General features: G+C 50.1%; 15 protein-coding genes. 11 read left to right on the forward strand and 4 right to left on the reverse strand.

What is annotated here, in order from left to right; genetic code table 11:
• Nucleotides 1-72: 72 nt before the first annotated feature.
• The 6 genes from moaC to N5E87_RS01465 are packed head-to-tail and all read left to right on the forward strand — an operon-like array spanning nucleotide 73 to nucleotide 3,911.
• Nucleotides 73-552, forward strand: a complete 480-nt coding sequence (gene moaC, locus N5E87_RS01440) for a cyclic pyranopterin monophosphate synthase MoaC (protein WP_011074083.1) — start codon at nucleotides 73-75, stop codon at nucleotides 550-552.
• Nucleotides 553-571: 19 nt separating this feature from the next.
• Entirely contained in the window at nucleotides 572-823 is a 252-nt protein-coding gene (moaD, locus tag N5E87_RS01445) for a molybdopterin synthase sulfur carrier subunit (protein WP_086903943.1), read from the forward strand.
• A 1-nt stretch (nucleotide 824) separates the two neighbouring features.
• Nucleotides 825-1,292, forward strand: a complete 468-nt coding sequence (gene moaE / locus N5E87_RS01450; protein ID WP_086903944.1) for a molybdopterin synthase catalytic subunit MoaE — start codon at nucleotides 825-827, stop codon at nucleotides 1,290-1,292.
• Between the two features lie 42 nt (nucleotides 1,293-1,334).
• A complete protein-coding gene (modA, locus tag N5E87_RS01455) occupies nucleotides 1,335-2,138 on the forward strand; it encodes a molybdate ABC transporter substrate-binding protein (RefSeq protein WP_086903945.1) in 804 nt (267 codons plus the stop codon).
• Between the two features lie 8 nt (nucleotides 2,139-2,146).
• On the forward strand, nucleotides 2,147-2,827 hold the full coding sequence (gene modB, locus N5E87_RS01460; RefSeq protein WP_086903946.1) for a molybdate ABC transporter permease subunit: 681 nt from the start codon (nucleotides 2,147-2,149) through the stop codon (nucleotides 2,825-2,827).
• Entirely contained in the window at nucleotides 2,808-3,911 is a 1,104-nt protein-coding gene (locus tag N5E87_RS01465; protein WP_086903947.1) for an ABC transporter ATP-binding protein, read from the forward strand. Before modB ends, N5E87_RS01465 begins: the two co-directional genes overlap by 20 nt.
• Before the next feature lie 119 nt (nucleotides 3,912-4,030).
• On the opposite strand, the gene N5E87_RS01470 is transcribed toward N5E87_RS01465, so the two are convergent.
• Nucleotides 4,031-5,644, reverse strand: a complete 1,614-nt coding sequence (locus tag N5E87_RS01470; protein ID WP_218558478.1) for an IS1634 family transposase — start codon at nucleotides 5,642-5,644, stop codon at nucleotides 4,031-4,033.
• Between the two features lie 320 nt (nucleotides 5,645-5,964).
• Here N5E87_RS01470 and N5E87_RS01475 point away from each other — a divergent pair, with 320 nt between their 5' ends.
• The 4 genes from N5E87_RS01475 to N5E87_RS01490 are packed head-to-tail and all read left to right on the forward strand — an operon-like array spanning nucleotide 5,965 to nucleotide 9,235.
• Nucleotides 5,965-6,486 (forward strand): hypothetical protein, encoded by a 522-nt coding sequence (locus N5E87_RS01475; RefSeq protein WP_086903948.1) that lies wholly within the window; start codon nucleotides 5,965-5,967, stop codon nucleotides 6,484-6,486.
• A gap of 46 nt (nucleotides 6,487-6,532) precedes the next feature.
• Nucleotides 6,533-7,210 carry a response regulator transcription factor gene (locus tag N5E87_RS01480; RefSeq protein WP_011621087.1) on the forward strand — a complete coding sequence of 226 codons (678 nt, stop codon included), beginning with the start codon at nucleotides 6,533-6,535 and terminating at the stop codon, nucleotides 7,208-7,210.
• Between the two features lie 49 nt (nucleotides 7,211-7,259).
• Complete coding sequence (locus N5E87_RS01485) at nucleotides 7,260-8,516, forward strand: HAMP domain-containing histidine kinase (RefSeq protein ID WP_086903949.1); 1,257 nt, start codon at nucleotides 7,260-7,262, stop codon at nucleotides 8,514-8,516.
• A gap of 32 nt (nucleotides 8,517-8,548) precedes the next feature.
• Nucleotides 8,549-9,235, forward strand: a complete 687-nt coding sequence (locus N5E87_RS01490; RefSeq protein WP_086903950.1) for a TIGR01621 family pseudouridine synthase — start codon at nucleotides 8,549-8,551, stop codon at nucleotides 9,233-9,235.
• Here N5E87_RS01490 and N5E87_RS01495 read toward each other — a convergent pair.
• Nucleotides 9,232-10,407 (reverse strand): GGDEF domain-containing protein, encoded by a 1,176-nt coding sequence (locus tag N5E87_RS01495; protein WP_086903951.1) that lies wholly within the window; start codon nucleotides 10,405-10,407, stop codon nucleotides 9,232-9,234. The genes N5E87_RS01490 and N5E87_RS01495 overlap by 4 nt on opposite strands.
• A 157-nt stretch (nucleotides 10,408-10,564) precedes the next feature.
• Between N5E87_RS01495 and N5E87_RS01500 the strand changes: the two genes are divergently transcribed.
• Nucleotides 10,565-10,735, forward strand: a complete 171-nt coding sequence (locus N5E87_RS01500) for a YqaE/Pmp3 family membrane protein (RefSeq protein ID WP_086903952.1) — start codon at nucleotides 10,565-10,567, stop codon at nucleotides 10,733-10,735.
• A gap of 39 nt (nucleotides 10,736-10,774) precedes the next feature.
• Here the strand turns inward: N5E87_RS01500 and N5E87_RS01505 are convergent.
• Nucleotides 10,775-11,991 (reverse strand): IS3 family transposase gene (locus N5E87_RS01505; protein WP_279774936.1). Its coding sequence is split into 2 segments (ribosomal slippage): nucleotides 10,775-11,643 and nucleotides 11,643-11,991, totalling 1,218 coding nucleotides; the frame shifts between segments, so codons are not numbered across the junction.
• Nucleotides 11,992-12,105: 114 nt separating this feature from the next.
• The gene (locus N5E87_RS01510) at nucleotides 12,106-14,277 is read right to left on the reverse strand and encodes a TonB-dependent receptor (RefSeq protein WP_086903246.1); all 2,172 of its coding nucleotides are present in this window, start codon (nucleotides 14,275-14,277) and stop codon (nucleotides 12,106-12,108) included.
• Nucleotides 14,278-14,472: the final 195 nt, after the last annotated feature.

Consider the following 14,472-nt stretch of genomic DNA (forward strand, 5'->3'; position numbering starts at 1 on the left):
TTAGGTTAGATTTCGCGATGGCGCTTAACTTCCCTATGCTTGAATTTGGCATCAGTTTAAAGGATCGCTTCAATGAGCAATGTATTTACCCATATTAACGCCGACGGCAATGCCCATATGGTCGATGTGACCGAGAAAGCCGTGACCGAGCGCGAGGCCCGTGCCGAAGCCTTTATCGAGATGGCGAGCACGACCCTCGAGATGATCATGAGCGGCAGCCACCATAAGGGCGATGTGTTCGCCACCGCCCGTATCGCGGGGATCCAAGCGGCGAAAAAGACTTCAGATTTAATTCCGTTATGTCATCCACTAATGCTAACTAAGGTCGAAGTCGAGCTCGAGGCTCAGCCTGAACATAATCGCGTGCGCATCACTAGCCTGTGTAAATTATCAGGTAAAACCGGTGTCGAAATGGAGGCGCTCACGGCGGCCTCTGTCGCAGCGCTGACGATTTACGACATGTGCAAAGCCGTGCAAAAAGACATGGTGATTTCACAGGTGCGCCTGCTCGAAAAACGCGGCGGCAAGTCGGGACACTTTAAAGCTGAATAACGTAAAGCGAGATAAGAATATGATTAACGTGTTGTTTTTTGCCCAAGTTCGTGAGCTTTTAGGAACTGCCCAGCTGAGTGTTGAAGCGAGTGAGCAGACACAAACCGCAGAAGGATTACGCGCAACACTCGCGGCCACCGACGATAAATGGTCCAAAGTGTTAGCATCGGACAAATTGCTGGTGGCGGTGAATCAAACCATTAGTCAATGGGATACCCGAGTGAGCGATGGTGATGAAGTCGCCTTCTTCCCGCCTGTGACCGGAGGTTGATATGCGTTTACTGCCAAATGTGCGGGTGCAAACCGTCGATTTTAATGTGGCCGATGAGTACCACCAATTAGCCCAAGACAATAGCGATGGCGCCGTTGTCACCTTTGTGGGCAAGGTGCGCGACTTTAACGACGGTTCAGTGGTGACGGACCTGACCTTAGAACACTATCCCGGTATGACGGAGCGCGTGCTCGAGCAAATCGTGGTCGAAGCGCGTGAGCGTTGGCCGCTCAATAAAGTTACGGTTATCCACCGTGTCGGTACTATGGCGCTGGGTGAGCAAATTGTGTTTATCGGCGTCACCAGTGCCCATCGCAAGGCGGCCTTTGCGGCCTGCGAATTCTTAATCGACTTTTTGAAAACCAAAGCCCCTTTCTGGAAATTAGAAGCCGGGGACAAGGGCAAGAATTGGGTCGAAGCCAAGGACGCCGATGAGCAAGCGGCGCAATTGTGGCAACACAAAGACTAACGTAAGACTGAGTCAGTAGTAGGCGAGAGTGAGGGTGAGTTTATGCACAGTGTGGCAGGGTTAGGCAAAATCTGGAGTTTAGTATTTGCTCTCGGCTTGTCGTGCTGTGTCGCCTTGATGCCTGCCGTTAGCCGCGCCGAGACTGTGCCAGCGATTGCGGCCGCCGCCAATATCAAGTTTGCCCTCGATGATATTGTTAAAAACTTCAGCGCCGAAACCGGGCTCAAGGTGCGAGTATCCTATGGCTCGTCGGGGAATTTTGTCGCGCAAATTCAACATGGTGCGCCGTTTGAACTCTTGCTCAGTGCCGATGAGCGTTATATTCATGAGCTGCAAAAAGCTGGCTTTACCCGCGATGCTGGCGTGCAATACGCGGTCGGTCGCCTAGCCTTAGTGGCTCCAAATAAGTCTCCCTTAACCTTAGATGCCGAGCTGAATGGCGTAAAAAACTTGCTCGCCGCAGGCAAGTTGGAGCGCTTTGCGATTGCCAACCCAGAACATGCGCCCTATGGGGAGCGCGCTCGCGAACTTCTACAAAAATTAGGTTTGTGGGATGGCCTACAAACTAAGTTAATCTTGGGCGAAAATGCCTCCCAAGCGGCGCAATTTGCCGTGAGTGGCTCCACCCAAGGCGGGATTATTCCGTTATCCCTTGCCTTAGCGCCACAGTTTAAGGCCTTAGGTCAGGCGATTGCCTTGCCCGAAGCATTGCATGGTCCACTCAACCAACGCATGGCCTTGATGCCAAAAGCGGGAGCAACCGCAGAGCGTTTTTATCAATATCTTCAATCTGATGCCGCCAGAGCCGTATTCCTGCAATACGGATTTGGTCTACCCGCTCGATAAGGCCAGACATGGATTGGCAGGCACTCTGGTTATCGGTCAAGCTCAGTAGTATCACGGTATTGGTATTGATCCCGCTGGCGATTCTGGCGGGGCGAGCCTTAGCCTATCGTCAGTTTGTGGGTAAGTCTTGGGTTGAGGCCTTAATCATGGTGCCCTTAGTCTTACCGCCGACTGTGATTGGGTATTACTTGCTGGTGGGGCTAGGGAGTCAAAGCTGGTTAGGGCAATGGTTAGAGCGCCTAACCGGGCAGCAGTTAGTGTTTCATTTCTCGGGGTTAGTGCTGGCGTCTGTGCTGGTGAATATTCCGTTTGCGTTGCAACCGATACAACGCGCCTTTGAAGCGGTTCCCCACGACGTGCGCGATGCTGCAGCCTGTTGCGGCATGAGCAAACTTAAGATTCTGCTGAAAATTGAATTGCCTATGGTGTGGCCTGGGGTGCTGACCGCCTTAGTGCTGTGTTTCTCCCATGTACTCGGTGAGTTTGGGGTCGTGTTAATGATGGGCGGGAATATTGCCGGCGAGACCAAAACTATCTCGATTTCCATCTATGACAGTGTTCAGGCCTTCGATTTTGGCGCAGCAGGTACTATGTCATTGGTACTGTTGTTATTTGCGATTAGCGCATTGGCGCTCACCACCAGTTTATCGCGGCGTTTAGGAGGTCAGCGTGGCGCAAATCATCGCTGATCTGTATTGCCAGATCCAAAACCAAAAGCATATTAAGCTGAGCGCCGAATTTAGCTGTAAAGCGGGTGAGGTACTGGCTGTCGTCGGGCCATCGGGGGGCGGTAAGACAACGTTGCTGCGGATGATCGCGGGGCTGAATCATCCCGATGCGGGCAGTATTGTGTTTGGTGAGACGCCATGGTTCGATCATCAAAGTCGCACCGCGCTAACGCCGCAGCAGCGCCATATCGGCTATATGCCACAGCATTTTGGGCTATTTCCCAATCTTACCGCGCTCGAGAACGTGGTTGCAGGGCTTGACCATATTCCCAAATCGGAGCGAATTGCGAGGGCGAAGGACTGGTTAGAACGGGTCAATTTGCATGGGTTGCCCGATAGACTGCCTATGCATCTCTCCGGCGGTCAACGCCAGCGGGTTGCGCTTGCTCGCGCCCTTGCCCGTGAACCGTCGGTGTTGTTACTCGATGAGCCCTTTTCGGCAGTGGACAGAGAAACCCGCGAGCGTTTATACCTCGAACTTGCTCGCCTCAAAGAGCAACTGCTTTGCCCCGTCATTATGGTGACCCATGATTTAAACGAAGCGCTGCTGCTGGCCGATTCGATGATCTTGATTAGCCAAGGTCAGATGTTGCAGCAGGGCGCGCCGTTTGAGGTGTTATCGCGTCCACGTAACGAGGCGGTTGCGCGGCAGATGGGCTTAAGGAATATTTTCGATGGCGAAGTGGTGTTCCAAGACCGTACTAAGGACATTACTTGGCTCAAATTTGGTGAGCAGCTGATCGCCAGTGATTTTGGTAAAGACCGCAGCGTGGGCAGCAAAGTGCGTTGGGTGATCCCGAATCAAGGCATAAGATTTAACGCCATCTCAAATGGACGTTTATGCCGCAGTTTTAATAAGTTAGATGTCACCATCGACTCCTTGCTGGTGATGGGCGAGTCGGTGCGCGTGGTCTGTTATGCCACTGAGACTGAGTTGCAACTTAATACGGAAGTGTCGCTCCATCTCGCGCAGAAACTTGGCTTAACCAAAGGGATGCAAACCACGGTTGCGCTCAAATCTGAACAAATTCATATTTTAGAGTAACTAAGTTTTTTGCCTCATTTCGCGAAATCTATTCTCTATTAACGAATAACTCAGCTTGATTTGCGAAGCTGCGCTGCCGTTAAATCCCTAGATGATCAAACCGACATTCCGCACCTGATTTAGGAATAAATTTGCCGATAGCGTTCACCTAACACGTCGAGAATGATCTGCTGGTCGGCCGTTAGCCCCGTGACCTGAGGTGGCGCCTCTCCTAACTGGTACTCGTGTACCCCGCCAAAGCGTAAAAAGATCCAGCGCGCAGTTGGTTTTTGCGTGGGTTTCTTTTTCATGTCCGCCACACTGCGATTCTGCTCTACTAAGCCCTGCCGGATACGGTGCTCCAGCGCCGCATAAATCATCAGGCTACAGGTCATCACCATCAGTAATGCTTCGATACGTTCTGGTTTTTTAAGATACAACGACGAGGTTAAAAATTCGGGACTTTTCAGAAAGCGAAACCCACGCTCGACGTTCTGCTGGGCTTTATAGATTGCCAACAGCTCAGCCATGGTGAGCGTTTCACTGTGATCATTGGTCGCGAGGATGAACACCCCAGTCTGGTTGCGTGCCTCTGCTACCCGCGCCAAGCTACTTGCGGCTAACCCCTTGATGTGAAATTGGTAGCTCACCGGCACTTCACCCTTTTGCGGCCTTCCGCGCCCAGCATAGAGAGGTTCACTCACGACCTCTGCTTCCAGTTGCAGCAGATTTAAGTTGGCTGCAAAACGGGCTAATTCAGCCTGCGCATCGGCCTCGCAGGCAAAACGCTGAGCACATAATTTGCCAAAGGCTTTCAGCTCACGCGTGCTGTCTTTCAGTAGGTTTTTGGCTAATGTTTGCTGCTCACGGTGGCTAGCCTGTTCGCTGCGCACCAGCAACCAACGCTGCGCGACGTCGGCATAATTGGCGCTTTGCCAACAGCCATGATAGCCATTGCCCAGCGCAACCAGCGACTGGGTGCCAATGGTTGCCACGGCTCGCTTGGCCTCATTGAGGGTGACAGGCACACGAGTCACGAACAACTGTTGCTGTTGTGCCAGTAGTTGCAAGGTGTCGGTGCAATACAGCGCCGCATCGCCGACCAGATAACGACTCTCCTGCGCGGCCTTGAGACTGCTCAAGTGGCGCCGTACGGTCTGGGCAAAGGCCTTGGTATCATTACTATTGCCACTCAAGGCTTGCATATAAATGGGCAGGCCGGCTTGATTTTCGCAGATAAGTTCCAGGATAACCTGGTTTAGCTCTGGCCGGTGGTCGCGGCTGTAGCCCCGTACCAATTGCAACTTACCGAGCTGTTCGCCATCGACTTGGTCATAGGCACCATCGACGTGGAAACTGGTGATATCGAGGTGTACTGCGGTACTTTTGAGCTCCAATCGCTCGACGACCTGTTCCGCCATCACCTGATAAAGCGTGCTGACATCGGCCTCAAAGAGGGCATCAAGGCAGCGGCCGAGCACGTCATCATTTAGGTCATCGGCACAGATCCCAGGGCCAATCAGACGCTCTACAGGCTTGTTGGCAAAGAATTGCGGGAACATGTGCAAGGTGGAGCTATGAAAGCCAAGACCATTCAGAATCATCGCCACCAAGGCTTCACCATGTGAAACTTTGTAGGGCGGCGTTTTGGGGAGCACCGCATCAATCATGCGAGCAATGCCGAGTTCTTGGCAGAGTGCAGCGACCAAACCAAGGTGGTCGAGGTTACGAATAGCGATAGCGGGAGTGGCCATAATGATCTACCTGCAAAAAGTAGTAATAGATCAGAATGGCCGATCGCCGTCAAGTTTTTTTAAATCGAAAATTAGGTGCGGAATGACGGATCAAAGCTTAATCTTGTTTCCATCGGTGTTTCAGTAGGTATTAGGTAAACTCAATACATTCGTCAGTGCTTGCCGAGCCTGAATCAATCGGATTGAGCAATCCACATGGGTGATGAACTAGGCGCCATCATGGGCAAACAGGGATAAAAACGATGGGGTTTTGGCATGCCATCGACATCTAACTGATTGTCTCATAAGATACAAACTTAGCCGATTTTTATGGAGGAGCCATGAGACTATGGTTGCTAGGATTCATGTTGGTATCTGGGATTGCCACCGCAGCCCAGAGCATGTATTCGATGCTTTCGAGCGGTGAGTATCAGCCGCCGTTAAGTGTGATGCAGCAAATTGAGAAGGATTTTCCTGGCGTGATTGCCGAGTTTGAAATGGAAATGCAGGAAGGCGAGTTGGTCTACCAGTTTGAGTTGATTAATCCGCTGGCGAATGCGATTACCCGTTTCGAATATCGGGCGCGAGATGGTAAGTTATTGAAACAAAAAGCGGGTAAAGTCACTGCCGACGATGTTGGTGAAGTGGAAGCCGCACGCCTTATCAGCACTAAACATCAAACCTTCTCTGGCATTATTGCGATGGCGACTAAGGACCATAAGGCCTTTTTGACCGACGCAAAGTTAGATCATGACTTAGGTATCAGTTACTTAGAGTTAAAGTTGCTGGATGATACTGGTAAGTATAAATTGGCATTCGATATTGAAAATTTACGGCAACTACCTTTACTTAAGTGGGATTAGCACTGAGCATCACCGCTAAGCGAAGACAGGGGAGCGCAGCATACAGATGAAAATACTTTTAGTTGAAGATGATGCGACAACGATCGACTACATCGTTAAAGGATTTCTTGAGCAGGGGCATAATATTGAGACCGCCAGCGATGGTCATCAAGGCCTGCTGCAAGCCACGAGTGGTCAGTACGACCTTTTGATTCTCGACCGCATGTTGCCCCAACTCGATGGTTTGAAACTGCTGGCCGCCCTCAGAGCCACGGGCAATCAAACCCCAGTGCTTATCCTGTCGGCGCTGGCCCATGTGGATGAAAGAGTGAAAGGCCTGCGTGCGGGTGGCGATGATTATATGACTAAGCCCTTTGCCTTTTCGGAGCTGCTCGTACGTGCCGAAAAGTTGATGCAACGGGGTCAATCCGTCCCTATTACCACAGATTTGGTGGTCGGCGGCTTAAAAATGGAGCTGCTTACTCGCAATGTGACTTTAGATGGTCACGATTTAATGCTGCAACCCAAAGAATTCCAACTGCTTAAGTATCTGATGGAACACGCCAATCAGGTAATTAGTCGCACGCTATTATTCGAAGCAGTATGGGATTATCACTTCGATCCCCGTACCAATGTGATCGACGTGCATATCGCCAAGTTACGCCGTAAGTTTGAAGAGTTAGGCCACGGTGAATTGATTGAAACCGTAAGGGGAGCGGGTTATCGCTTACGCCAAAGGCATTAAGCCTTACCAAAGCAGCGCCTGGCGCATCACTATTATCTTCTCGACCTTAGTGACTGTGATCATAGGCGCTTTGCTGTTTGCCCTTTATCGGCAGCTCATTATCGAACAGCAGTACCAAGTGACTCAGTATCTCGAGTCAGAAACCCAACGTTATCAGCAGCTTGCTCTTACTGTGGACCGTCGTAGTTTTGCGGCGCAAATCCGTGCCGCCGATCCGCAGACGGCGCTCATCGCTTGGCGCAACAGTTATGACATGGTTGGTGCCTTAAGCTTTATGCCAGAAGGCATGCCCATGCTGCCGCAAACTCGGGATTTCCCCATTTTAACTGGCGGCCCTGATAAGCTGCATATCCTCACTGGTGGCCTAGTGATGACCCGCTATGGCCCTGTGCTCATCGCCACCCGTACCGATAACTTAGCCACCTTGATTGATAAATTTATCAGTGCGGCGGCCACGGCCGTGATGTTGACCATAGTGTTAACCTTAGCGCTGGGCTATTTGTTTTCTAAGGCGATTTTGCGCCGCTTAGTGCAGTACAACCGCTTGAGTGAGCAAATTGAGCGGGGGCATTACGATACGCGTCTGCCGCTCAGTTGGCGTCAGGACGAGTTCGATATGTTGGCGCTGCAGTTTAATAACGTGCTGGATATTCTTGAGAATAACCTGATGGCGGTGCGCGGGGTGACTGACAATATTGCCCACGATTTGCGTACACCCTTATCCCATATTCGCATTGGTCTTGAGGAGTTAGCGGCCAAATCCCCCGATGAAATCAGCGAAGGTTGCGCGATTTTGACCGAAGAGCTCGACCACTGCCTTGCAACCTTCGATGCCATGCTCTCGCTAACACGCATCGAGGAAGGGCAGCAAACCTTAGATTTGCAGGAGCTGAGTTTGGCGCAGCTATGTACCGATTTGTTGGACATGGCCGACGCGGTCGCCGAGTCGAATGAGCAAACCTTGAGTCTATCGCTCCTATCTGACCATAAGATTTATGGTGACAAGTATTTGTTGTTCCAAGCCTTATATAACTTGGTCGACAATGCGATGAAGTACTCAGGCCAAGGCGCTCGCATCGATATTATTCAATCTGGCGCCCAAATTAAGATTTGCGATAACGGCCCAGGGATCCCCGATGACAGCAAGGAAAGGGTGTTTGAGCGATTAGTGCGTCTCGACCCCAGCCGCCATTTGCAGGGCACAGGTTTAGGATTATCTATGGTCAAAGCGATCATGTCGCGGCACAATGCGCAAATTACTCTTTCGGATAATCATCCAGGCCTAGTGGTGACCATTCAGTTTTAGGCCTATATCCGCATGACAGTGTTGAGAACCCCATGTACCGAATCATAGCCGATGAGGCTGATTTTCTTGTTATTTCTAAATCGCCGAGTGTGCATTTTCACAGCCAAGATGGCACTGCGGGTGTCGTTGCGCAGCTGGAGCAGGATTTAGGGATAAAACTCTTTGCCGTGCATCGGCTCGATACGCCGACCTCAGGGCTGTTACTGTTAGCCAAACATCCTGCGGCGGCGCGGCAGTTGACTGAGCTTTTTAGCGCCCATCAAGTGCAGAAATACTATCTAGCGCTCGCCAAAGGCAAGCCGAAGAAGAAGCAAGGCTGGGTGATTGGCGATATGGCTAAATCCCGCCGCAGCATGTTTAAGTTGCTGCGAACTAAAGAAAATCCTGCGATAACCCAATTCTTCTCCACCAGTGTTGGCGAAGGGCTTAGGCTTTATTTACTCAAACCCCACTCGGGGAAAACCCATCAGTTACGGGTCGCGCTTGCAAGCCTCGGGGTACCGATTTTAGGCGATGCCCTCTATGGCTCGGATGTCGCCGACCGTTGTTATCTGCACGCCTATTGTCTGCATTTTCGTTATCAACACGAGGATGGTCACTGGCAGGAGTATGCGTATCTCGATATGCCCGAGCAGGGCGAGGTCTTTAGTATGCAGGGCGTGACTGAGGCGCTTAAACAGTGGCAAGCCCCCGAGTCATTAGACTGGCCCGAACGTTAGGCTTGTGGTGTTAGGGCTTGGCAGATCCTGTCTCGCCCCTCTGATTTGGCGCGATACATGGCATGGTCGGCTTCGATTAAGAGCTTGTCTGGCTCACAGCCTCGGTAAATGGTGGCGTAACCAATGCTGGCATAGAGTTGGATCTCTTGCCCTTGGCATTGAAGCGGATTTTCCCTCAACACCCTATGTAACTTATCTGCGACGGTTCTGGCGGCGGACGCGCTGGTGGCGGGCAGTAATACCAGAAATTCTTCTCCACCTTGGCGGCATAGGACGTCATGTTCCCTCAATACAGTGCTAAATAGTCTTGCAGCCGTAAGTAGGGCAAGATCGCCTACGGCGTGGCCATATTGATCGTTGATTTGTTTGAAATGATCGAGATCGAGCAGTATCAGGCTGTAGGGCTCAGCATTTTTTTGCCAGCGTTGATGGATAACCGTAAGCCGCTTTTGCATCGCCCGCCGATTCCACAGCCCAGTCAGTTGGTCTCGCTCGGCTAATACTCTGATTTTGCTGACAAGGCGTGTTATCGCATTGCCAATCATCACTATGTTGATGATAAGGGCGAGGACAACATAAAACCATAGCACGGGCGTCGCCTCCTCGCGATAGATGGCGATAAAGACATGGTTTTCGTTCGATGAAAGCAGGGCGATTAAGAAGCGAAGAGTGAAGATAATGACCATGGCGACTAATGGCAGCACCATCGCCGTGGCGACTTTGCTGCCAGCATCTGGCTTGATGGCAATAAAATTATCTCGAGTCAGCATCACAAAGGTAAGGGCGGCATTGGCAGAAAACAGCATGGCCAGCACTGGCTCTGAGTGTGAGCTCGGGGGAACCGTTAACATCAATACTGCGGTGATAGTTAGAATACTCAGATCGAACTTAGTGCTGTGTTTCAAGCGAAAGAGATACTGGGTCCCCCAACGCAACATGATAAATCCCAACAAGATGATGATATCGGAGCAAAACCAATAGAGATAACTGTTTGATTCTGTCCGTTGGGTATTGAGTATGATGCCAAACAGCACAAAAAGGTTGGCGAGGGAAAACCGCATACTGGCTAAGGTGGCGATTTTTAACGGTTGAGCGATTAATCCCCAAGCAATAGCGGCGGTGCCCGTGAGCAGGCAGATAAACTTAATCAGTAAAAGGGCTTGAGGATCCATGGTTAGGGTTCATTTTTTCCTTTAACTATAGATGGCTTTTTCAGTTTGTGCGGACGTATATACCACTCAAACAAAACTGTTGACGATGAAAAAGTTGCAAACCTGCACACTAACTGCGAAGTTAGTTAAAGATATGGTCAATTAAGGACAGCCTGCTATGGATACAAACAAATTACTCTTAGTCATCATTGCGATTCTATTACCTCCAGTCGCGGTATTTTTAAAGGCGGGTGCAGGCAAGGACTTATTAATCAACATAGTGTTGTGTTTATTTTTCTGGTTCCCCGGTTTGTTGCATGCACTCTGGGTGGTGACGAAAGATTCGTGAATCTGTCTCGTCCTGAAATAAGTTGACACTTATTTCCACCTAAAACGCTCGATGAACCTCATCGGGCGTTTTGTATTTTAAGGTCAAATGTGGCCGCCGTTGATTATAGATGGCAACCGCTTCTGCCACCATTTGTCGTGCCTCCTCCAGCGTTGCAGGCTTATGTGTTAAAAACTCCTGCTTCAAGATGCCATTCACTCGCTCTGCTAAGGCATTTTGATAGCAGTCATATCCGTCTGTCATTGAGCATGTCACGCCATGATGTGCGTGAACCGCTTGATACGCGTTTGAGCAGTACTGTATCCCTCGGTCTGAGTGGTGTATCAGCGGTTTATCTTTGTCTTGTCGCTGCTTCAGCGCCCGTTTGTAGGCCGTTAGCACCCCGTCTGTTTTAAGATTATCATCAACATGATAGCCCACAATTTTTCGTGACCAGGCATCGGTCACCAAGCTTAAATAGGCTTCATTATCTTGCAGTGGCAGATAGGTAATATCCGCCACCCAGACTTGCTCTGAGCGGCTGATGTCCACTTGCTGCTCACTGGGCTTAAGCAAGTTGGGATGACACCTGAATCGATGATGGCTATGGGTCGTTTTATGGTACGCCCGCTTAGGCGTGACCAACAAACGATGCGCCCTAAGACAGCGAAATAACCGGTCTCGTCCTATCACTATTTGATGCATTTTGTTGAGTAAATACTGCAGTTTACGCGTACCGACTCGCGGTTGAAATAACCGTTCATATTGTACCATTTGCAACATCTGTTGCTCCCTTAGCTCTGAGACGATTTGCCGCTGGCATTGCTGATAATACGCCTGACGACTGATGCCAAGGTAACGACAGCATTGGGTGACGCGATAACCTACGTCCGTTTTTTCCTGGAGCGTTTCGCGGGTGGCTTTTTTACGACGGATATCCCGTAGTCAGTTCTGAGTTTTTCGACAATGGCTTCGAAGAACGCCGCTTTCATGCGGGTATCTTCAAGTTCGGCTTCGAGGGCTTTTATCTTTTGCTCGGGGGTGAGCTCGGTGGGTTCAGTCATCAACTGTCCTCGCATTGATGTAGACGGTGTCCCTTGGGACCAATCCAGTTTGCCATGCTTGCGTAACCACACTAACACGGTGGAGCAACCTTGAATACCGTACTTGTCTTGCGCCTGCTTATAGGTCAGCTCGCCTTTTTCCACTTGGTTGACAACCGCCAATTTAAAAGCGAGGGAATAATCGCGTTGAGTTCGTTTAATTGTTGAAGTCATTACACTCTCCAAAATGAGTTTGAAAAGTGTCAACGCTATTTAGGACGGGTCAATCCCCAATAAAAAAGCGCAACTTAGGTTGCGCTTTTTTATACGGTAAATTGGGTGTGCTAACTAGAAAGCCACTGTATAACCGAGTGTTGCTGTGCGACCCATGCCTTTGAAATAACGATCATTAGTACCCATAGTTTGTGAGTAGTAGTTGAAATAATCCTTATTAAACAGGTTTTGTACGCCTAAGGTTAAGGTGCCAGTGTAGAGCGGCATTGAGAATGACGCATCGACAGTGGTGTAGCCATTAAACTCGGCATATTTCTCACCAGTTGCATCTTCGAAATCACGGTCCATAAAGTAGTTTGCCTGTACGCGTGTCGACATTTCGTTATCGAAATTATGGGTCCAGAACAGGTTGATACGATTCGGTGAAATGTTGGCACCATCGAGATCGGTATCCGTTTTGTTGTCATCATTCGAATCGTATTCACCGCGCTGAATCGCTAGATTCATGCCCAGATCGTCGTTGCTGGTCAGGTAGGCGGTGATATTGGCTTCGATACCGTCAATGACGCTCTTCTCACGTTTAACGTCGTAGAAGCCGTCGCTGTTTAAGGCTAAACGGGCGCCATAATCGGTGGCCGAACGGTAGTAAGCAATCTTAGCGCTCAAGAATTCACCTTGGTAATCGGCGCCAAACTCCACGTTATCCGTCACAATCGGTGCAAGGGATAGAGAGTCGCTGATACTTGGGTTTGCTCCGGGGAAGCTGTTACCGTCGCGCAGAATACGGCCGATATCTGGCATACCAAAGCCTTGGTTATAGCTAGTGTAAACGCGGATATCTGGAGTGATCTTGTAGGAGACACCTATGTTGAATAGGGTCTCGTCGAAACTCGCTTCGCCCCCTTCGATTTGTTTATTCCCTGCACCGTAGAGCGTCTTGTAGTCATCGACATTGAGTTTAGCGTGCTCGTAGCGTACGCCGGTCGATAGGGTTAGATCAGTCATTAAATCATAATCTAACTGCAAATAAGGCGCGAAGTTGTCATAGGTGCTTTCAGGCACCCACGACAGACCCGTCTGCACTAAATCCTGCTCAGTGGTATCGCGGAACAGGTCGATACCATAGGCGGCGTCGATACCCGTATCGGCAATGTTTTTGGCAATTAACGAGGTTTTTAATCCCCATTTGACCGAAGAGTTACGCGATTGCTCATAGTACCAACTCTCGCCTTTAGGGCCTTCGCATTGTACTAGGTTGTCGTTATTGGCAAATGCAGGATCGTAGAAAGTCTTGTTACAGCCACCGCCATACACGGCCTCAAAATCTTGATTAAACAACTGAATACTCAGCTGTTGACCAGCAATATTCTCGTGGGTGTAAGTGAGGCTAGTCGTCGTGACTTGGTTGTTGGCCGCTTCCCAAGGTTGTTTTTCTTCGATTGCGCCCGTTGGTTTGCCAGTGGTGATATCGCCTTTCACCGGCATCCAATCGCCATTGTTCTCCATGTTGTAATGGTTAACCATCAGCTCTAAGCGCGACTCGGCAAAGTTATGGCCGAGTTTGATAAAGAAGTCTTTGCTCTGGCTGTCCATGGACTCGCCTTGCGTCGTGTCCACGCCAATCACATCGTGGTTTGCATCGTAGTACACGCCGTTATTGCGATAGCTCACCGAGCCCAACATATCGATCAGCTCGGATTCGCCCGAAAACGCATAGCTGGCACCAAAACTTACACCGTTCGATTTGAGCGAGTCGGGCACAGTAACATCGAAACTGACGACGTGTTGGTTATCGCCCGTTGGTTTTTTGGTGATGTAGTTGATGATACCGCCCTGTGCGCCTAAGCCGTGCATCGCATTGGCGCCGTGGATAATTTCGATACGCTCGATCATCGCAGGGTCGATAGTTTGTCCCGAACGACCACCACTACGCAGTGGGTTGGATTGGGGGACGCCATCGATCATGATTAATGGCGGACGGCCACGCAGGGTTTCGCCCGTGTTGCTCATCTTCTGGCGGCTGGGTGAAAAGCTAGGTGCTAAGTTGCCGATAATCGTCGACAAATCTTTAGTGGTGCGGAACTGCTCTTCGAGTTGCACGCGGTCGATAATGGTCACTGTATTGGGAATGGAGCTTGGCGATTTATCCATGCGGCTCGCGGTGACAGTGATTTTTTCGATGTTTTTATTCTTATTCGTTCCCGTATCTGGGGCTTCTTGAGCCACTGCGGATTGGGTGAGGGCGGCAAATACGGCGAGGGCAACAAACGAGGTTTTGAACGTCATATAACTTCCTGCTAAGGGCGAGTGAATTTGCTACACCGATATCCTTGGCATCAGACTATTCCGTTAAACAACATTGCAAATGATAACGATTTTTATTGCGGCTGATTTTAAGGAAGTGAATTGGGCTTGTCTAGTCGAGTTGTAAATAAAATGCGTGGAAAAAGTGGCACTTTCTTGAACTTGTGACTCGGTTAT

Source organism: Shewanella sp. GD03713 (genome assembly GCF_029843705.1).
In the GTDB taxonomy this organism is placed as follows: Bacteria; Pseudomonadota; Gammaproteobacteria; order Enterobacterales; family Shewanellaceae; genus Shewanella.

What these genes read in the sequence shown, in the direction of transcription:
- moaC (WP_011074083.1), top strand. Translation starts at nt 73, where the DNA reads ATGAGCAATGTATTTACCCATATTAACGCCGACGGCAATGCCCATATG.
- moaD (WP_086903943.1), top strand. Translation starts at nt 572, where the DNA reads ATGATTAACGTGTTGTTTTTTGCCCAAGTTCGTGAGCTTTTAGGAACT.
- moaE (WP_086903944.1), top strand. Translation starts at nt 825, where the DNA reads ATGCGTTTACTGCCAAATGTGCGGGTGCAAACCGTCGATTTTAATGTG.
- modA (WP_086903945.1), top strand. Translation starts at nt 1,335, where the DNA reads ATGCACAGTGTGGCAGGGTTAGGCAAAATCTGGAGTTTAGTATTTGCT.
- modB (WP_086903946.1), top strand. Translation starts at nt 2,147, where the DNA reads ATGGATTGGCAGGCACTCTGGTTATCGGTCAAGCTCAGTAGTATCACG.
- N5E87_RS01470 (WP_218558478.1), bottom strand. Translation starts at nt 5,644, where the DNA reads ATGGCCACTCCCGCTATCGCTATTCGTAACCTCGACCACCTTGGTTTG.
- N5E87_RS01475 (WP_086903948.1), top strand. Translation starts at nt 5,965, where the DNA reads ATGAGACTATGGTTGCTAGGATTCATGTTGGTATCTGGGATTGCCACC.
- N5E87_RS01480 (WP_011621087.1), top strand. Translation starts at nt 6,533, where the DNA reads ATGAAAATACTTTTAGTTGAAGATGATGCGACAACGATCGACTACATC.
- N5E87_RS01490 (WP_086903950.1), top strand. Translation starts at nt 8,549, where the DNA reads ATGTACCGAATCATAGCCGATGAGGCTGATTTTCTTGTTATTTCTAAA.
- N5E87_RS01495 (WP_086903951.1), bottom strand. Translation starts at nt 10,407, where the DNA reads ATGGATCCTCAAGCCCTTTTACTGATTAAGTTTATCTGCCTGCTCACG.
- N5E87_RS01500 (WP_086903952.1), top strand. Translation starts at nt 10,565, where the DNA reads ATGGATACAAACAAATTACTCTTAGTCATCATTGCGATTCTATTACCT.
- N5E87_RS01510 (WP_086903246.1), bottom strand. Translation starts at nt 14,277, where the DNA reads ATGACGTTCAAAACCTCGTTTGTTGCCCTCGCCGTATTTGCCGCCCTC.